The organism is Paraferrimonas haliotis, from assembly GCF_002282895.1.
Classification (GTDB): Bacteria; Pseudomonadota; Gammaproteobacteria; order Enterobacterales; family Shewanellaceae; genus Paraferrimonas; species Paraferrimonas haliotis.
The window spans coordinates 15,799-33,214 of sequence record NZ_NRRB01000006.1 but is presented as its reverse complement, the minus strand read 5'-3'; the positions used below and the strand labels follow the sequence as shown (position 1 = coordinate 33,214).

The following is a 17,416-nucleotide window of genomic DNA, read 5'->3' as shown; positions in this document are numbered from 1 at the left end:
CACCAATGCCAGCGAGTCATCAATTATCTTCAGGCTTCGACAAGGGCTTGTCTATTTGGCCCTTAGCGAAATCCGCCGGAACAAAGGTCATACCGGTCGGTATTTCAGTTAAAATGCCTTTGTCAGTAGCGTATTCGATCATGGTTTCACTATCTACAAAACCGGTATCGATTGGCTTGCCTATGCTTGCATTAACAAAGGCATCGTAGCCGTCTTTACCACCGGCTAAGAAGGTACTCGTCAGCACAGTATAAACTTCGTTATCCTGCAGCCTCTGACATTGAGTAAAATCCTGTTTAGGACATAGCTTCACGTACTCTAATCGCTCTCCCTCAGCCAATTTTCCATTGTAGCTAACTTTTAAGTTTGCCATCGCAGGGAAACCACCGTCGCTTACAGCATTTGGGTTGGTGGAGTTATTAATCACATGTTCAAGCATGGCTTTAATGTCGTCGCCGCGCATTTGCACTGTGCTTAAGGTGCCGTTGAACGGCAACAAAGTGCCCAGTACGTAACCGGCAGTAATGCCGTCACTGCCACCCACAATAGGAGCGCGCACGCCACCCGCGTTAATAATAACCATATCAGCGTGTGGCACTTTCCAAGCAAAGGCTGCAGCGACTACAGCGGCGGCTTCCGAGCCGGTTACCGCTAACGAAGCGCCGCCGCGGCTTTTACCTGGAATTCGAACGTGATCCAGCATGGTTTTATCCACCGGGTCATTGTCATCAACGACCTGAGCGATCACCTTGCTCGAGTAGGCCGCAAGCCCGGGTGCGTAATCCCGTTCAATAAGTTCGCGAGTGGTGCTGTCTTCCGCCATCAAGGTCGCTCGCGGGTGTTCTTCAATGTAGTCATGCAGCTTTTCTTCCACAGCGGCACTGGCCGGTTGAGCACCGGCATCGGTTTCTACCTTAAACTTATCGCTAAACAACAAACGGTTACTGCCATCACAGGAAACAATTTGGCCGTAGTCGTTAAATTTCACCGTAAGCTCACCCGCGGCCTGAGCATATTCGCCCGCTTGCACTACACAGGTTTTGCCGCCATTAGGGTTAGTATGCATTGCGGCATAACCTTCGATGTCCGCAAGACCGAAATCGGTAAAATCACCCAGCAAGGTGTGCGAATGACCGCCAACGATCAAATCAACACCATTGACCTGTTCGGCAATTCGCAAATCTCTATCGAGGCCAATGTGGCTCACCATAACGATGTGATTCACACCAAGGCTCACCAATTTATCCACGGTTGCCTGCGCCGACTTCACTTCTCCGTCAAACTTCAAGCCTTTTCCTGGAGAAGCCAATTTCGGCAAGTCTTCTAACACCAGTCCAAAAATACCCACCTTATGGCCGTTTAACTCTTTAATAATGTAAGGCTTGATGTTGTCGGTTTGCGACAATACCGACGCCGGCGTGATTTCCATATTGGCAGCAAGTACTGGGAAGTTGGTGCCCGAGGCAAAGTCCAGCAAAGCCTGATCACCCAAGTCAAACTCGTGATTACCAATTACCATCGCGTCTAACCCAAACTCGTTGAGTAAACGCTGGTTAGCCGAGCCTTTATATAAAGAGAAGTACAAAGATCCTTGGAAGGCATCGCCACCGTGCAAAGCTAAAAAAGCAACGCCCTTGTCTTTAGCTCGTTGGCGTGCCTCCTTAAGGGCTGTCGCAAGCCGAGGATACCCACCTACTTGGGACTCCACTGTGGTAGCGTTTAACACTTTAGGCTGCCACTTTCGCGTTAACGGCTCAAAATTCGAATGGGTGTCATTAATGTGCGCTACCGTTAGCGTAAGCGGTGCAACTTGTACCGGCTCGATGGGTTTAGGTTGGCTCTCACATCCTACCAACAAACTTGCTGCGAAGAGTGCAGTGATTGACAAGGTCGCTTTACTTAAAGTGCTCATGTAATGTCCAATTTAACGAGGTGGCCTATTTAAGGCCCATGGCGTATTTCAATACTTGTTTCTTAACCGGTCCCGAATGATTCGCAAGTTTTAAGCCTACGTTTCGAAGGACTTTAATCGGCGTGATTTTGTTACTAAAGGTGGCGTAAAACATATCCATTGCAGACATCATCAGTAGGTTATCTTTATAACGTTTACTTTGGTATTTCTGCAGTTGAACTAAGGCGCTCCAATCCTGATCGGCATCTTTGGCCTGCGCGATGGTATCGATTAGTGCTTTGACGTCCTTAAATCCAAGGTTAACCCCTTGCCCAGCTAATGGGTTAATGGTGTGCGCGGCATCTCCCACCAACACCACATGTTGATCGACGTATCGCTGCGCATGACGGCGCACTAACGGAAACTCGCCAAAGCCGTCGACCTTAAATTCACCCAGTCGACTCGGAAACGCTTGTCTGATCTCTTGTTGTAACTGCTCTGGCGTTAATTGCGATAACTGGGCAATGCGCTCTGCTGCGTCATACCACACCAAACTGGCGTGATTACCCACCAAGGGTAAGAAGGCTCTGGGGCCTGACGGAAAAAATTGCTGCCAAGTTACGTCTTGTTGGCCGGCCTCAGTGGTGACGTTAATCAGCATTGCATGCTGTTTGTATTCCCAACCACTTATACCAATACCCGTCCATTGCCGAACTTTCGATTGAGCACCATCAGCGCCGACCAAGAGCTTTGCTGTTAATTCCTGCTCATTATCGAGCGTCACTTGAACGCCATGAGTGAGCAATTCAAAGCGGTTAATTTGATGATGGTCAAAAATTGTCACATCGGCAAAGCTTTGCAAACGCTGCCACAACGCCAATTGAATAATGCGGTTTTCTACAATGTGCCCTAAATGAGACGAACCAACTTGAGAGGCATGAAACTCTGTATTGAATCCGTCTTGTTCCCAAGTTTCTAACCCTAGGTACGGACAAGCTCTTTGCGCGATGACTTGAGGCCAAACCCCAAGCTGTGCCAAAAGCTGCTCTGATGCAACGCTGATGGCAGAAACTCGCAGGTCTAACGGCTGTGTTGCGGCGTACTGTTTTGGTCGATAACGCTCAACCACCGCTACTTTCAACCCCAGTTCGGCAAGGCCTACGGCTGCAGCCGCACCAACCATGCCACCACCATTTATAATTACATCAAACGCTTGCATTAAGTTTTCAAAGTTCCATTGGAGTTAATTTATAAAACAGCGCTTAATTTACCATTTGTTGCGCCCCAGTCACAGTTGTAAACACATGTTTTTATCAAGGACTTTAGACACATCTCGTTACAGCGAACACAAAGGCTTGTCCACTTGTGCACTAATCTTTGTGTATAGGACACATACTATTGCCTTTTTAGGATTACCCTAGCGCTCACTTTTGATACAGCATTGGTTAAGCCTTAATCGATTAATATTGCGCTCAATCATTAGCTTAGCGTTTGCAATAGCTAAAAATATTTTTGGTTTATAGGCTCATTATTGGAGTTAAAAATGACTACTCAATTTACGTTAAAAAATTCGTTACCAGCACTAGCGCTGGTATGCACTTCTTTGCTTGCAGCCCCTGTGTTCGCGTCACCCGCTCAATCTATGCCGGTGTACACTGTGACCCCTGTAACCAGTTTAGTCGGTGAGTTGCAGCGCGATCATAATCATGCAATACAGCAGGTGAACTACGAGATTACCTTAGATGTAATGGCTCAGGTGAAACAAGAAATGGCGTCTATCAACCAAGACTTGGTAGCCAACAAGGGTAAAAAAGACGCTAAGTTATCAGCGCAACGTGCTAATTTTTCGGCCAATTCCATAGAGTCTAGCGCAGTCGCTCCAAAATAATCGCTCAATTACAGCGCAAATGCTGGCAAGCGAGAGGTACAAGCGCTAAAATATTGCGCTATTTTTTTATTGAGTACCACGGAGCTTGCTAGCAGATGAGTAAGAAACTGCATATTAAAACTTGGGGCTGCCAAATGAACGAGTATGACTCGTCTAAGATGGCAGATCTATTGGGCGAAGCTCAAGGCTACAGCTTAACCGAAGAAGCTGAAGATGCAGACATCTTACTGCTGAACACTTGCTCTATTCGCGAAAAAGCCCAAGAAAAAGTATTTCATCAGCTCGGCCGCTGGAAAAACCTTAAAGACAATAAACCCAACCTCATTATTGGTGTGGGTGGTTGTGTGGCCTCGCAAGAAGGCGCTCACATTAGAGAGCGTGCTCCTTTTGTGGATATGGTGTTTGGACCTCAAACGCTGCACCGCCTTCCCGAAATGATTGAGCAAATCCAAGCGGGAAACAAAGCCGTTATCGACATCAGTTTCCCAGAAATCGAAAAGTTCGACAGTTTACCCCAGCCGCAAGCTGAAGGAGCAACCGCGTTTGTCTCCATTATGGAAGGTTGCTCAAAGTATTGCTCTTTTTGCGTAGTGCCTTACACCCGCGGAGAAGAAGTCAGCCGTCCGCTTGATGATGTATTGTTTGAAATTGCACAACTTGCAGAGCAAGGCGTTCGAGAAGTTAATTTGTTAGGGCAAAACGTTAACGCCTATCGTGGCCCAACTCACGATGGTGATATTTGCTCCTTTGCCGAGCTGCTGCGTTACGTTGCTGCCATCGACGGCATCGATAGAATTCGTTATACCACCAGCCATCCGTTAGAGTTTAGTCAAGACATCATCGACGCCTATGCTGATATTCCTGAGCTAGTGGATTTCCTACACTTACCGGTTCAAAGCGGTTCTGACCGCATTTTAACCATGATGAAGCGGCCTCACACCGCGCTCGAGTACAAGTCAATTATTCGCCGCCTGAAGAAAGTACGCCCTAACATGCACATCAGCTCCGATTTCATTATCGGGTTTCCCGGCGAAACCGTCGTGGATTTCGAAGCCACCATGAAGCTAATAGCTGACATCGAGTTCGATCAAAGCTTTAGTTTCGTCTACAGTGCGCGCCCAGGTACCCCAGCTGCGGATTTGCCTGATGACGTTACAGAGCAAGAAAAGAAAGAGCGCTTATACCTTTTACAGCAACGCATTAACCAAAATGCCATGCAGTATAGCCGCCGCATGCAAGGCACTATTCAACGAATATTGGTTGAAGGTCCGTCTAAAAAAGACATCATGGAGTTGCGCGGTCGTACTGAAAATAACCGTGTTGTAAACTTCGAAGGTAGCCTAGACATGATTGGCCAATTTGTGGATGTCGAAATTACCGAAGTCTTTAGTAACTCGCTTCGCGGCAAAGTTATACGCACCGAGGCGGACATGGATTTGCGTAAAGAGCTGCGGCCACAACAATTTATAGCGGATCGTAATCGTCGCACCAATTTAGGTGTATCGACCTTTACGCCAGAAGTTAGTTCGTAATAGGAATCGCCTTTTTGAGCAATAAACTCACTACCTTAGAAATCTATTTAGAACCATCGGAAAGTCGCCGCCTAGCGTCACTCTGCGGCCCTTTCGATGACAACCTAAAACAGTTAGAGCGTCGCTTAGGCGTAGAAATCAGCTACCGTAACAACCAATTCCAAATTGTTGGCGAGGCTCATCACGCCCTTGGCGCGCAAAACTTGTTGAAGGAATTGTACGTAGAAACTCAACCGGTTCGTGGGCAGGTGCCTGATTTAGAGCCGGATCAAGTGCATTTGGCCATTCAAGAAGCGCGTATTCTGGATGCCGAACAGCAAGAGCGCTTTGGTAAAGAGATTTACGTAAAAACCAAACGAGGGGTTATAAAACCGCGTAACCCCAACCAATCTCAATATCTCGCGAATATCGTTAATCACGATATTACCTTCGGCATTGGCCCTGCGGGAACCGGCAAAACCTATTTAGCAGTCGCTGCTGCGGTGGACGCGCTTGAGCGCCAAGAAGTTCGCCGGATTTTATTAACCCGACCGGCGGTAGAAGCCGGTGAAAAATTAGGCTTCTTACCCGGCGATCTCAGCCAAAAAGTAGACCCTTACCTACGACCTTTGTACGACGCCCTATTTGAAATGCTTGGCTTTGAACGAGTTGAGCGATTAATTGAACGTAACGTTATCGAGGTAGCTCCGCTGGCCTATATGCGCGGACGTACCCTTAACGATGCGTTTATTATTTTGGATGAATCGCAAAATACCACCACCGAACAAATGAAAATGTTCTTGACTCGTATTGGATTCAATAGCCGTGCCGTGGTAACGGGAGACATTACCCAAATCGACCTGCCACGGGGACAAAAGTCTGGCTTACGTCACGCCATTGAAGTGCTCGGTAAAGTTGAAGCCATTAGTTTTAACTTCTTCCAAGCTCAAGATGTGGTTCGTCACCCGGTTGTCGCCAGCATTGTCGAAGCCTACGAAGAGCATGACGCCGAGCAAAATCGCATCAAAGCGAAACAAGAAGCTGAACGCAAGGCGCTCGCTGACCAACAAAGAGACGCCTAACCTTGCATATTATCGATTATCAACAAGCCTACGACGGCCACTCGACACCGACTCAAGCGCAGCTAGAGTTGTGGGTAGCGGCGGCCTTGCAAGAACGTTTCGAGCGCGCCGCCGAGCTTACGATTCGAATTGTAGATAACTCAGAAAGCCAGGCATTAAATCTTGCTTATCGAGGCAAAGATAAACCAACCAATGTATTAAGCTTTCCTTTTGAAGTACCAGAAGGTATTGAGCTCAATCTTCTGGGTGACCTCGTTATATGCGCCGACGTGGTCACAGCGGAAGCGCTTGAGCAGCATAAACCAGCCGAAGCGCATTGGGCCCATATGGTGGTTCACGGTTGCTTGCATTTACTGGGTTACGACCACATTGACGACGATGAGGCCGATGAAATGGAAGCTATTGAAATTGCCGTCTTGCAAAAGTTGGGGTATAACAACCCTTATCAGAGTCTATAATCTAGGCCTCAACCAATGTTTTTTATTAGCATCAATAGGATACTATGAGCGAAGATAACCCTCCGTCGGGCAAGGGCCCCCAAAAGAAGTCACTGTTTGATCGAATCGGGCAGCTGTTTCAAGGGGAGCCCCAAAACCGCGAAGAACTCGTGGATGTAATTCACGACGCCGAACAAAGAGATCTCATTACGACTGATACCCGCGAAATGATGAAAGGGGTACTTGAAGTCACCGATCTACGAGTCAGAGATATCATGATCCCACGCTCGCAGATTGTGGCGATTCAAAAAGATCTGTCCATCGAACAGTTGATGGAGATCGTCATCGACTCTTCCCACTCTCGATTTCCAGTGGTCAATGACGATAAAGACCACATCGAAGGCATTCTGTTAGCCAAAGATTTGCTGCAATACGGTTTTAATAAAGACTTTCAAGATTTCTCAATCGATATGGTCATTCGTGCCGCCGTAGTCGTGCCTGAAAGCAAACGCGTTGACGTGTTATTAAAAGAGTTTCGTTCGCAACGTTACCACATGGCCATCGTCGTCGATGAATATGGTGGTGTTTCCGGCTTAGTTACCATTGAAGACATCTTAGAAGAAATCGTTGGCGATATTGAAGATGAGTACGATCATGACCAAAGCGACAGTCATGAAATTCGACGCATCGCGAAACAGGTCTATATGATCAAAGCGCTTACGCCCATTGAAGATTTTAACGAAGCCTTTGACTGCGCTTTTTCAGATGAAGAGTTTGACACCATTGGTGGATTGGTTGCCCATGCGTTTGGGCACGTACCCGAGCGAGGCGAGCAGGTTACCGTTGACGGTTATGAGTTTAAAGTTGTAGCTGCCGATACTCGCCGACTGATTCAATTACAGGTTAAAGTGCCTGAAGGACCGACGCTCGACATTGAACAAAGGTAAGCGTTAATGATAGCTCGTTACACCTGGCTAGCCGCTATCATCGCCTGGCTAGCCGGCGCAGCCACCAGCTTGGCTTATGCTCCCTATCAGCAACATTGGCTTGCAGCGGTAGCACTGGTTATCCCACTGTGGTTGAGCCAACATAAATCACTGAAACAAACTGCCTCAATATGGTTTGGCTACGGCTTTGGTAAGTTCGCAGTGGGCATTAGCTGGGTCCACGTAAGCATGGCGGAATACGGTGGTATGCCGCTTATTGCGTCTATCGCACTGATGGCGCTGTTGGCGGGCTATTTAGCGCTATATCCCATGCTTGCGGGCGTGCTTCATCGCAAGCTTAATCCTCACGCTCACCTTGGCGTATTGCTGCTTACCTTCCCTGCACTGTGGACAATCGCAGAGTGGTTGCGCGGCTTTATACTCACAGGGTTTCCATGGCTGTGGGAAGGTTATGCCCTCACCGATACTGTCATGGCCCCCATGGCGACTTATGCCGGTGCCCTAGGGCTAACATACTTAGTGGTATTACTCGGCTGCAGTGCCTATGTTTTGTTTAAACGAAATGCCATCGGTTTCATTGGGCCAATTGTCGCCACCACATTGTTGGTATTAACGCCGACCATAAACAAACCCATTAGCAGTGACGGTCAGGTGGACGTTGCGCTGGTTCAAGGCAATATAGCACAGAGTGTTAAATGGCAACCTGAAACCTTGTGGCCGACGCTACAAGCCTACATGGATCTATCGCGGCCACACTACGATGCCGATATCATCATTTGGCCGGAAGCGGCGATCCCTGCGCCTGAATTTCAAGTCGTCGACTTTATAGACTACGTCGCCAAAGCGGCATCGGTCAATCAAACTCAGATCGTAAGCGGTACCATTCACCTCGAAGACGGCGATCAATTTTACAACTCATTAAGAGTGTTAACTGAAGAACAGGATGGTGAGCTGGGCGCCAATCAGCGCTACAACAAACACCATCTGCTACCCATTGGCGAATTTGTCCCCTTTGGCGACTTGCTACGTCCCTTAGCTCCGTTTTTTAATTTGCCCATGTCTTCCTTTAGCCGTGGCACCTACCAACAACCCAATCTATCGGCCTCGAACTATAACCTGTTGCCAGCAATCTGCTATGAAATAGCCTTTCCTGAGTTAGTAAGGGCTAACTTAAATGCTGACACCGACATGCTGTTAACGGTTTCAAATGATGCCTGGTTTGGCAGCAGTGCCGGCCCATTGCAGCACATGCAAATTGCTCAAATGAGAGCCATTGAATTAGGTCGACCGCTATTGAGAGCTACCAACAACGGGGTGACCGCCGTTGTCGATGCTAACGGCATTATTCAAGCCAAATTGCCGCAATTCGAGGCAGCCGTATTGCGCTCACAGGTGCCCTTACAATCGAGAGACACCTTGTTTGCCCGCTATGGCCAATGGCCAACCTTGTTCATCAGCGCTTTATTACTTGCTTTGGGCATGAGTCTCAGTCGCCACCTAACATGCTCATCGACACCTGAGGACGACTAAACCGTTCGCCATCACATTCGATGCAAGCACTTATAATGCTTGGGTGCTGATAATGAGTTTGGTGATGGCAACCTTCGCACACGAGGGTTCCATGACCAATCACTTCACCAACCAGATAGTGGCCGTCGTTTGCTAAGTCGTGGGCCAACTGTTGGCGGTCAATTTGAGTTTGGTCACTGGCGCTAAACAACCATTGCCACATGGTGTCTTCCGCCAACAGCAGTGACGGACTTTCATTGGCTAAGTTGGCGTCACGGTTATGAAGCAGAGCTCTGATATCTCGTCGTACGAAACCTTCAACCAACGCCAATTCGTCAGCATCAGCGAAGGCTTTAAGTTCTATGTAATCACGATTGCCTTGCATTAATTTTTGCAACGCTTCCATGCCCAGTTCGGGTTGCTGCTGGAACTTGCGTTGCAATTCCATCAGCAATTCGTGATAACAAGTTAACAAGCGGGTACTGCGTTCGCTCATATTCACCTCGACATTGATTAAATGAATGATAAATCGCAATAGTTAACCGAGTTTGCTTTCGGTTAGGCGCGCTTTGGTTTATCCTATGCAGATCAGTTTAAACATCTTTATGAACATAGTTAGCGCAAGCAAAATCTGCAATCTTAGCGCAGCAATTCTTTAGCCAGGAAATACCCATGTCACAGGCATATAATCCCGCTCAAATCGAAGCAAACATCCAACAACATTGGTCAGATAACGGCACCTTTACTGCTACTGAAGATCCGTCAAAAGAGAAATTCTATTGCCTGTCAATGTTCCCGTATCCATCGGGTCGCCTGCACATGGGTCATGTTCGCAACTACACCATTGGCGATGTCATTTCTCGTTATCAGCGCCTGCAAGGTAAAAACGTTTTACAGCCCATTGGTTGGGATGCCTTCGGCTTGCCAGCAGAAAATGCCGCGGTTAAAAACAAAGCTGCCCCAGCTCCCTGGACCTACGAAAACATTGAATACATGAAAGGCCAGTTAAAAATGCTGGGCTTAGGCTATGACTGGTCCCGTGAATTGGCCACCTGCAAACCGGATTACTATCGTTGGGAACAGTGGTTTTTTACCCGTTTATACGACAAAGGACTGGTCTATAAGAAAATGGCGACGGTTAACTGGGATCCGGTCGACCAAACCGTACTAGCCAACGAGCAGGTAGTGGACGGCCGCGGCTGGCGCTCCGGCGCATTAGTGGAGCAAAAAGAAATTCCACAGTGGTTCATTAAAATTACCGCCTACGCTCAACAACTGTTGGACGATCTTGAGCGCCTAAGCGGTTGGCCTGACATGGTAAAAACCATGCAACGCAACTGGATTGGTCGTAGCGAAGGGGTTCAACTTAGCTTTACCGTAGAGCAGCAGAATACCGAACTGGAAGTGTATACCACTCGCCCTGATACCCTGATGGGAGTGACTTATCTCGCCATTGCTGCCGGTCACCCATTGGCGGCAGAAGCTGCAAAATCGAATCCGCAACTTGCAAGCTTTATCGAGGAATGTAAGAACAATAAGGTGGCGGAAGCAGACATGGCCACCATGGAGAAAAAAGGCCTCGCAACCGGATTTAGTGCGACTCATCCACTAACCGGTAAACAAGTACCTATCTGGGTTGCTAACTTCGTACTCATGGATTATGGCACTGGAGCGGTCATGTCTGTACCGGCTCATGACCAGCGCGATTATGAATTTGCCAAGCAGTACGGCCTAAACATTGAAGCGGTTATCAGCCCACAAAATGCTGAACTGGATATTTCTGAACAAGCCTTCACCGAAAAAGGAACTTTGTTTAATTCAGGAGAGTTCGATGGACTCGACTTCGAGGCGGCCTTTAAAGCCATTGCCACTAAGCTTGAATCACTCGGTAAAGGTGAGACCACCGTTAACTTCCGTTTGCGCGACTGGGGGGTATCTCGTCAACGTTATTGGGGTTCTCCAATTCCAATGGCAACGTTAGACAACGGCGATACCGTTACTATCCCAGCCGAAGATCTGCCTGTTCGTCTTCCGGAAGATGTGGTTATGGATGGCGTTACCAGCCCGCTTAAAGCCGATAAGAGCTGGCAGCAAACCAGCGTAAATGGCCAAAACGCCACCCGCGAAACCGATACCTTTGACACCTTTATGGAATCAAGTTGGTATTACGCTCGTTACACATGCCCCGACTTCGAGGGTGGTATGTTAAACCCACAGCAAGCTAACTACTGGCTACCGGTTGACCAATACATTGGCGGTATCGAGCACGCTGTAATGCATCTTTTGTACTCACGCTTTTTCCACAAATTAATGCGTGATGAGCAATTGGTTAACTCCGACGAGCCGTTTGATAACCTACTTTGCCAAGGCATGGTGCTAGCGGACGCGTTCTACTACGAAGATGAGAAAGGCGGCCAACATTGGGTATCTCCAATCGATGTCACCATTGAACGTGATGATAAAGGCCGCATCAGCAAAGCCATCGATAACGAAGGTCGAGAAGTTATCCATGCTGGCATGGTAAAAATGTCTAAGTCTAAGAACAATGGCATAGACCCACAGCTAATGGTTGAAAAATACGGCGCCGATACCGTGCGCCTATTTATGATGTTCGCCGCACCCGCAGACATGACACTAGAATGGCAGGAGTCAGGTGTTGACGGTGCACACCGATTCATTAAGCGTTTTTGGAACCTAGCCCAAACTCATATTAGCAATGGCCCAGTTGCCGCATTGGATTTGAGCCAGCTTACACCGGCGCAAAAAGACTTGCGTCGTGCACTTCATAAAACCATCGCTAAAGTCAGTGATGATGTTGGTCGTCGCCAGTCCTTTAACACCGCAGTGGCGGCAGTCATGGAGCTGTTAAATCAACTCACCAAAGCGCCGTTGGAAACCGAGCAAGACCGTGCGCTCATGCAAGAAGCGCTGCATGCTGTGGTTCGTTTACTGTATCCATTTACGCCGCACATGAGCTTCCAATTATGGCAACAGTTAGGCTTCGACGGCGATATTGATACCGCCAGCTGGCCACAGGTTGATGAGCAAGCCCTAGTTGAAGACTCCAAGCTGATTGTGGTTCAAGTTAATGGCAAAGTGCGCAGTCGCATAACCGTTGCCGCTGACGCTACTCAAGAGCAGGTCCAAGAACTCGCACTAGCGGATGAAAATGTGAATCGCTTTACCGAAGGCAAAACTATCCGTAAAGTAATTTATATTGCAGGAAAGTTATTAAACATAGTAGCTAATTAATGAACATGTCGTTGTCACTAAAATGGATTGTGGTTGCCTTACTTAGCGGTGCTTTGCTGCTGAGTAATGGCTGCGGCTGGCGTCTGCAAGGCAGTTATCAAATACCGGACTCACTGCAGACCATTCACCTAACTTCACAGGATCAATACAGTGAGCTTACCCGATTGTTGTCGGAGCGGTTACGCCTCAATAACGTAACCTTGGTGGAAGCCGATCCAAAAAAGGTGCCAGAATTACGACTGATCAGCGACAGTTTAGAACGCTCTACCTTGTCATTATTTCCCAGTGGCAAGGTGGCCGAATATGAGCTCATTTATACGGTCGAATTTGCCGTCACCCAACCTGAGAGTGAACCAAGAAGACAAAACGTCGTGATTCGTCGAGACTACTTGGATGATCCGCGTACCGCATTGGCTAAGAGTCGCGAAATGGACATGCTACTTAAAGAGATGCGCCAACAGGCGGCAGACCGTATTGTTATTGTGCTTGCGTCCTTTTCGGAGTCTTAATGAGGATATTCGCCAATCAGCTTCAGCAACATTTGCAACCGCTTAAGCCGGTTTACCTGATCTTTGGCGATGACCCATTCATTCAAGACCAAGCCATCCTAGCCATTCGCGCAGCCGCCCGTAAACAAGGTTTTGAAGAACGAGTGCAACTGTCTCAAGATGCTTCCTTTTCTTGGTCGGACTTAACGGAAGAATGGAATGCCTTAAGTCTGTTTTCCAGCAAACGCCTATTCGAGCTTGAGCTGCCAACCAGTAAACCTGGCAAAGACGGTTCCAGCGCGCTGTTGCAACTCTTGAGCACGCCGAATCCTGATCAAGTATTACTGATCCATGGGCCTAAAATAGCGCCGGAATCCACCAAAACCAAATGGTTCAAATCCCTCGATAAACTCGGCGTTTATCTGCCTTGTGTTACCCCTGAGGGAGCGCAATTCGATCGCTGGTTAGCCAATCAAGTGAGCCAACAACAATTGCAACTGACGGCAGACGCCAAACAAATACTCAATGCCATGTACGAGGGTAATTTAGTCGCCGCCGATCAGGCCATTAAACAACTCAAATTACTGGCACCCACTAGCGTTATTACTCAGCAACAAGTTGAACAATGGCTAGACGATCAATCGCGCTTTAGTGTGTTTCAATTAACAGACTGTTTGCTGCAAGGCTCGCAGAGTCGTGCTTTACACATAGTCAAACAGCTTCAGGCTGAAGGGGTCGCCAGTCAAATAGTGCTGTGGCACATCAACAACGAATTGAGTCGTCTGACACAGCTTAAAAGTGCTCAAGACACCAATCAATCGTTGCAAGGACTGTGGCACCCGTTAAAGATTTGGGAAAAAAGACGTCCCCTTTATCAACAAGCGTTATCTCGATTAAGCTTTGCGCAAATTCAAGCCATGCTTGCCTATGCCAGCAACGTAGAAACCGATAGCAAGTTTTTTGGAGAAGAAAGCTGGGCCGCATTAGCGCATTTATGTTTGTTGTTTGACCCTAAAGCCCACCAGCAATTGACGCCAATGGCGTTGCATTAGGCGCTGCGCATGAAGGTGGGTTTACTTGGCGGAACCTTTGACCCAATTCACTTGGGCCACAGCCAAATGGCTAAGCAGTTGCTTGCGCAAACCGAGCTCGATGAAATTTGGTTTCTTCCTAATAAGATTCCACCTCACAAGGCGCAACCCCAGGCCAGCTTTGCTCACCGCTATAACATGGTCAAGCTCGCCTGTACTGAGCACAGTGCATTTAAAGTGTGTAGCATTGAAAACGAACTGCCAAGCCCGTCTTATACTCTGCACACTTTAAAGGCGCTCAGAACCCAATACCCGTTGATTAAGTTCAGCTTTATCATAGGAATGGATTCAGCACAGTCCCTGCCCACCTGGCACCATTGGCGCTCAATCTTTGACTACTGCGACATCATCGCTTGCGCTCGCCCTGGGTGGTCGGCCGACGAACTCAGTGATGACCTACACCCCCTTAGAGCAAACCGGCGCTTAGCTATTGTAGCTATCAACGAAGCGGATGTGGCCTCAAACACGATCCGAAGCGCCATCAAGCAAGGTACAATCGCTAATCAAGCACTTAACCCAAGTGTGATCCGTTACATAAATCAACACCGACTCTACATTGGTGGTTAAAGCTTACTTTTAAGCCTGTTATACTAGTGAGCTTATTTACCGTTAACCAAAGGACCATCAGCTTGGAAAATAGCCAACTGAAAGATTTCGTCGTCGATAAAATCGATGATTTAAAAGCGAAAGATATCGTTACCTTAGACGTTTCTGAAAAGTCCAGCGTGACTGACTTTATGGTCATTTGCTCTGGTACCTCGAAAACCCATGTGAAATCCATCGCCGAATACTTAGTGGTTGAAGCTAAGAAAGCCGACATGCAACCCTTAGGCATTGAAGGGCGCGAATCAAGCGAATGGGTATTGGTCGATTTAGGCGGCGTGATTTTGCACGTAATGCAAGATCAAACTCGCGACTTTTACCAGCTAGAGAAACTGTGGTCTTAAGCGACGATCATCAGGGTTAACACACTATGAAGTTGCAACTCATCGCCGTTGGAACAAAAATGCCAGCTTGGGTGAAAACTGCAGTGGCGGAGTACCAAGGACGATTTCCAAAGGATATGCCGTTTGATATTGTCGAAATTGCGGCAGGAAAACGCGGTAAAAATGCTGATATTGCGCGCATTCTCGATAAAGAAGGGCAACAAATGTTAGCGGCGGTGAATAAAGGCAATCGCATTGTGACCCTTGATTTACCGGGCAAAAACTGGACCACTCCGCAACTTGCGAAACAATTAGAGGCGTGGCAGCTGGACGGGCGCGATGTCAGTTTATTGATTGGTGGCCCTGAAGGTTTAGCTCCAGCTTGCAAGCAGGCGGCGGAGCAAAGCTGGTGTTTATCAGCGTTAACCTTACCTCATCCTATGGTTCGCGTGATTGTGGCCGAAAGCCTTTATCGCGCCTGGAGCATAAACAACAACCACCCCTACCATAGAGAGTAGTGTCAGTGTCTAGACGGGTTGCTATGCAAAACCATGCCCAAGAAGCCGCACTTTTTAGACGGCGGGCTTTGTTTTGTTTTGGGGTTGTGGTGGCGCTTCTGAGCTTACTGCTTGGTAATTTGTATCATCTACAGGTTGTGGCCCATCAAGATTACCAGTCTCGCTCTAACGAAAATCGCACTCGCATTGTTCCAACAGCCCCTAACCGCGGCCTGATTTACGATAGAAATGGCGTGTTAATCGCCGACAACCAGCCGGTATTCTCATTACAAGTGATCCCTGAAAAAGTCGCCGATATCAGTCAGCGCTTAGATGAACTTGGTGATTTGATGGGGCTGACACAAGAAACCTTAGACACCCTAAAAGATCGCTTAAAGCGCCATCGTCGCTTTAAACCGCTTACGGTCATCAGTAAGCTCGACGAAAATCAGGTGGCTTCATTTAGCGTTAATCAGCACCGCTTTGAAGGATTTTCCATTGAAGCGGGTCTTAAGCGGTATTACCCCTACGCCGGACAGCTAACCCATTTGCTTGGCTACGTCGGCCGCATTAATGCCCGCGATCGCCAGAATTTGGATTTGGCAGATAAGTCGGGGCAGTACGCAGCTACCAACGACATTGGCAAACTGGGTATTGAGCGATATTACGAAGAACAGTTACACGGCATACCGGGCTATCGCAAAGAAGAAGTGAATAACCGTGGACGAGTCATTCAAATACTCGAAGAGCAAGCGCCTCAAGCCGGCTCCGACCTCGAGCTGACCATCGACTTGGTGCTGCAACAAAAAGCGAAGAAACTGTTAGATGGACGCCGTGGTGCGGTAGTGGCGTTAGATCCTCGAAATGGTGATGTGCTGGCCATGGTATCCAGTCCGGCCTATGACCCAAATGAATTTGTTCACGGAATCAGTGGCCCCTCTTATCGAGCCTTACTTAACTCTAAAGACCGCCCGCTAATTAACCGAGCAACTCAAGGTCAATACGCACCGGCCTCAACGGTAAAACCCCATTTAGCCCTGGCTGGCCTTGATTATCAGTTGGTAACGGAAAAGACAAAAATTTGGGACCCTGGTTGGTGGCAAATTCCCGGCGTTGAGCGTCGTTACCGAGATTGGAAACGCTGGGGACACGGTTGGGTGGACATTCACCACGCCATTGCAGAATCCTGCGACATCTACTTTTACGATTTAGCCTATAAGATGGGCATCAATCGCATCAACGAATTCATGGCACCCTTTGGGTTTGGTGAGCCAACCGGTATAGATATTCACGAAGAGTATTACGGCATTTTACCGTCGAGAGATTGGAAACGCCTACGCTATAACCAACCTTGGTATATTGGCGATACCATCTCTATTGGTATTGGCCAAGGCTATTGGACTGCAACACCTTTGCAATTAGCCCATTCGGTATCCATCATTGCCATGAAAGGCGAGCGTCATCAGCCTCACATTCTGCGACAGTATGGGCTGGGTGATTCTAGCGAAGCCTATCAAGAACAAGAGCTGCCGCCCATTCAATTAAAGAACCCGAAAAATTGGGAAATCATTGAAGAATCCATGTACCAAACCGCTCACCGCCGCGGTGGCAGTGGCTATAACCTTTTTAAAGGCTCGCCTTATAACGCCGCCGTAAAAAGTGGTACCGGGCAGGTTTTCGGCATTGCTGAAGATGCCAAATATAAAGCAGATGAAGTCGATGAGCGATTGCGGGATAACGCGCTTTTTGTCGGCTATGCGCCTTACGAAGATCCGGTTATTTCGGTCGCTGTCATCGTCGAAAACGCCGGTTGGGGTGCCGCTAATGCAGGCCCCATAGCCAAGGCGGTCATGGACGCTTATTTACTGGATCCAGAAACGGGAGAACTTAAGTGAAC

Annotated in this window: 16 protein-coding genes; 13 read left to right on the top strand and 3 right to left on the bottom strand. The window is 48.1% G+C overall.

The annotated features are described in order from the left end of the window. Positions 1-19: 19 nt before the first annotated feature. Together CLC91_RS12125 and CLC91_RS12120 are read right to left on the bottom strand one after the other, a co-directional pair. Positions 20-1,912, bottom strand: a complete 1,893-nt coding sequence (locus CLC91_RS12125) for a bifunctional metallophosphatase/5'-nucleotidase (RefSeq protein ID WP_095500467.1) — start codon at positions 1,910-1,912, stop codon at positions 20-22. Positions 1,913-1,937: 25 nt separating this feature from the next. Next, positions 1,938-3,110: an FAD-dependent monooxygenase gene (locus tag CLC91_RS12120; protein WP_095500466.1), complete on the bottom strand. Its 1,173-nt coding sequence runs from the start codon at positions 3,108-3,110 to the stop codon at positions 1,938-1,940. 324 nt (positions 3,111-3,434) lie between these two features. Between CLC91_RS12120 and CLC91_RS12115 the strand changes: the two genes are divergently transcribed. The 6 genes from CLC91_RS12115 (at position 3,435) to lnt (ending at position 9,286) form a co-directional block, all read left to right on the top strand. Next, positions 3,435-3,779 (top strand): hypothetical protein, encoded by a 345-nt coding sequence (locus CLC91_RS12115; RefSeq protein WP_095500465.1) that lies wholly within the window; start codon positions 3,435-3,437, stop codon positions 3,777-3,779. 95 nt (positions 3,780-3,874) lie between these two features. Continuing rightward, on the top strand, positions 3,875-5,311 hold the full coding sequence (gene miaB, locus CLC91_RS12110) for a tRNA (N6-isopentenyl adenosine(37)-C2)-methylthiotransferase MiaB (RefSeq protein WP_095498617.1): 1,437 nt from the start codon (positions 3,875-3,877) through the stop codon (positions 5,309-5,311). Positions 5,312-5,325: 14 nt separating this feature from the next. Next, complete coding sequence (locus tag CLC91_RS12105; protein ID WP_095500464.1) at positions 5,326-6,372, top strand: PhoH family protein; 1,047 nt, start codon at positions 5,326-5,328, stop codon at positions 6,370-6,372. 2 nt (positions 6,373-6,374) lie between these two features. Further along, positions 6,375-6,830, top strand: a complete 456-nt coding sequence (gene ybeY, locus CLC91_RS12100; RefSeq protein WP_095498615.1) for an rRNA maturation RNase YbeY — start codon at positions 6,375-6,377, stop codon at positions 6,828-6,830. A gap of 44 nt (positions 6,831-6,874) precedes the next feature. After that, entirely contained in the window at positions 6,875-7,756 is an 882-nt protein-coding gene (gene corC, locus CLC91_RS12095) for a CNNM family magnesium/cobalt transport protein CorC (protein ID WP_095498614.1), read from the top strand. Positions 7,757-7,762: 6 nt separating this feature from the next. Further along, positions 7,763-9,286 carry an apolipoprotein N-acyltransferase gene (lnt, locus tag CLC91_RS12090; RefSeq protein ID WP_095498613.1) on the top strand — a complete coding sequence of 508 codons (1,524 nt, stop codon included), beginning with the start codon at positions 7,763-7,765 and terminating at the stop codon, positions 9,284-9,286. Here lnt and CLC91_RS12085 read toward each other — a convergent pair. Beyond that, positions 9,243-9,761, bottom strand: coding sequence for a zinc ribbon-containing protein (locus CLC91_RS12085; RefSeq protein WP_095500463.1), 519 nt, complete (start codon positions 9,759-9,761; stop codon positions 9,243-9,245). The genes lnt and CLC91_RS12085 overlap by 44 nt on opposite strands. 176 nt (positions 9,762-9,937) lie before the next feature. Between CLC91_RS12085 and leuS the strand changes: the two genes are divergently transcribed. The 7 genes from leuS to mrdA all read left to right on the top strand — a co-directional run bounded on the left by leuS (position 9,938) and on the right by mrdA (position 17,414). Next, entirely contained in the window at positions 9,938-12,517 is a 2,580-nt protein-coding gene (gene leuS / locus CLC91_RS12080) for a leucine--tRNA ligase (RefSeq protein ID WP_095500462.1), read from the top strand. Positions 12,518-12,522: 5 nt separating this feature from the next. Further along, the gene (locus CLC91_RS12075; RefSeq protein WP_408634228.1) at positions 12,523-13,026 is read left to right on the top strand and encodes an LPS-assembly lipoprotein LptE; all 504 of its coding nucleotides are present in this window, start codon (positions 12,523-12,525) and stop codon (positions 13,024-13,026) included. Next, positions 13,026-14,057, top strand: coding sequence for a DNA polymerase III subunit delta (holA, locus tag CLC91_RS12070; protein ID WP_095500461.1), 1,032 nt, complete (start codon positions 13,026-13,028; stop codon positions 14,055-14,057). The genes CLC91_RS12075 and holA overlap by 1 nt, the downstream gene beginning before the upstream one ends. 9 nt (positions 14,058-14,066) lie before the next feature. Continuing rightward, a complete protein-coding gene (nadD, locus tag CLC91_RS12065; protein ID WP_095498609.1) occupies positions 14,067-14,663 on the top strand; it encodes a nicotinate (nicotinamide) nucleotide adenylyltransferase in 597 nt (198 codons plus the stop codon). Between the two features lie 62 nt (positions 14,664-14,725). Then, positions 14,726-15,043: a ribosome silencing factor gene (rsfS, locus tag CLC91_RS12060; protein WP_095498778.1), complete on the top strand. Its 318-nt coding sequence runs from the start codon at positions 14,726-14,728 to the stop codon at positions 15,041-15,043. A gap of 26 nt (positions 15,044-15,069) precedes the next feature. Next, positions 15,070-15,540, top strand: coding sequence for a 23S rRNA (pseudouridine(1915)-N(3))-methyltransferase RlmH (gene rlmH, locus CLC91_RS12055; protein ID WP_095498608.1), 471 nt, complete (start codon positions 15,070-15,072; stop codon positions 15,538-15,540). Then, positions 15,540-17,414 carry a penicillin-binding protein 2 gene (mrdA, locus tag CLC91_RS12050; RefSeq protein ID WP_095498607.1) on the top strand — a complete coding sequence of 625 codons (1,875 nt, stop codon included), beginning with the start codon at positions 15,540-15,542 and terminating at the stop codon, positions 17,412-17,414. Before rlmH ends, mrdA begins: the two co-directional genes overlap by 1 nt. The last annotated feature ends 2 nt before the right edge of the window (positions 17,415-17,416 follow it).

Bases quoted from the DNA above. Each gene is read 5' to 3' on its own strand.
- CLC91_RS12125 (WP_095500467.1), bottom strand. From the start codon at position 1,912: ATGAGCACTTTAAGTAAAGCGACCTTGTCAATCACTGCACTCTTCGCA.
- CLC91_RS12120 (WP_095500466.1), bottom strand. From the start codon at position 3,110: ATGCAAGCGTTTGATGTAATTATAAATGGTGGTGGCATGGTTGGTGCG.
- CLC91_RS12115 (WP_095500465.1), top strand. From the start codon at position 3,435: ATGACTACTCAATTTACGTTAAAAAATTCGTTACCAGCACTAGCGCTG.
- miaB (WP_095498617.1), top strand. From the start codon at position 3,875: ATGAGTAAGAAACTGCATATTAAAACTTGGGGCTGCCAAATGAACGAG.
- corC (WP_095498614.1), top strand. From the start codon at position 6,875: ATGAGCGAAGATAACCCTCCGTCGGGCAAGGGCCCCCAAAAGAAGTCA.
- lnt (WP_095498613.1), top strand. From the start codon at position 7,763: ATGATAGCTCGTTACACCTGGCTAGCCGCTATCATCGCCTGGCTAGCC.
- CLC91_RS12085 (WP_095500463.1), bottom strand. From the start codon at position 9,761: ATGAGCGAACGCAGTACCCGCTTGTTAACTTGTTATCACGAATTGCTG.
- leuS (WP_095500462.1), top strand. From the start codon at position 9,938: ATGTCACAGGCATATAATCCCGCTCAAATCGAAGCAAACATCCAACAA.
- CLC91_RS12075 (WP_408634228.1), top strand. From the start codon at position 12,523: ATGTCGTTGTCACTAAAATGGATTGTGGTTGCCTTACTTAGCGGTGCT.
- holA (WP_095500461.1), top strand. From the start codon at position 13,026: ATGAGGATATTCGCCAATCAGCTTCAGCAACATTTGCAACCGCTTAAG.
- nadD (WP_095498609.1), top strand. From the start codon at position 14,067: ATGAAGGTGGGTTTACTTGGCGGAACCTTTGACCCAATTCACTTGGGC.
- rlmH (WP_095498608.1), top strand. From the start codon at position 15,070: ATGAAGTTGCAACTCATCGCCGTTGGAACAAAAATGCCAGCTTGGGTG.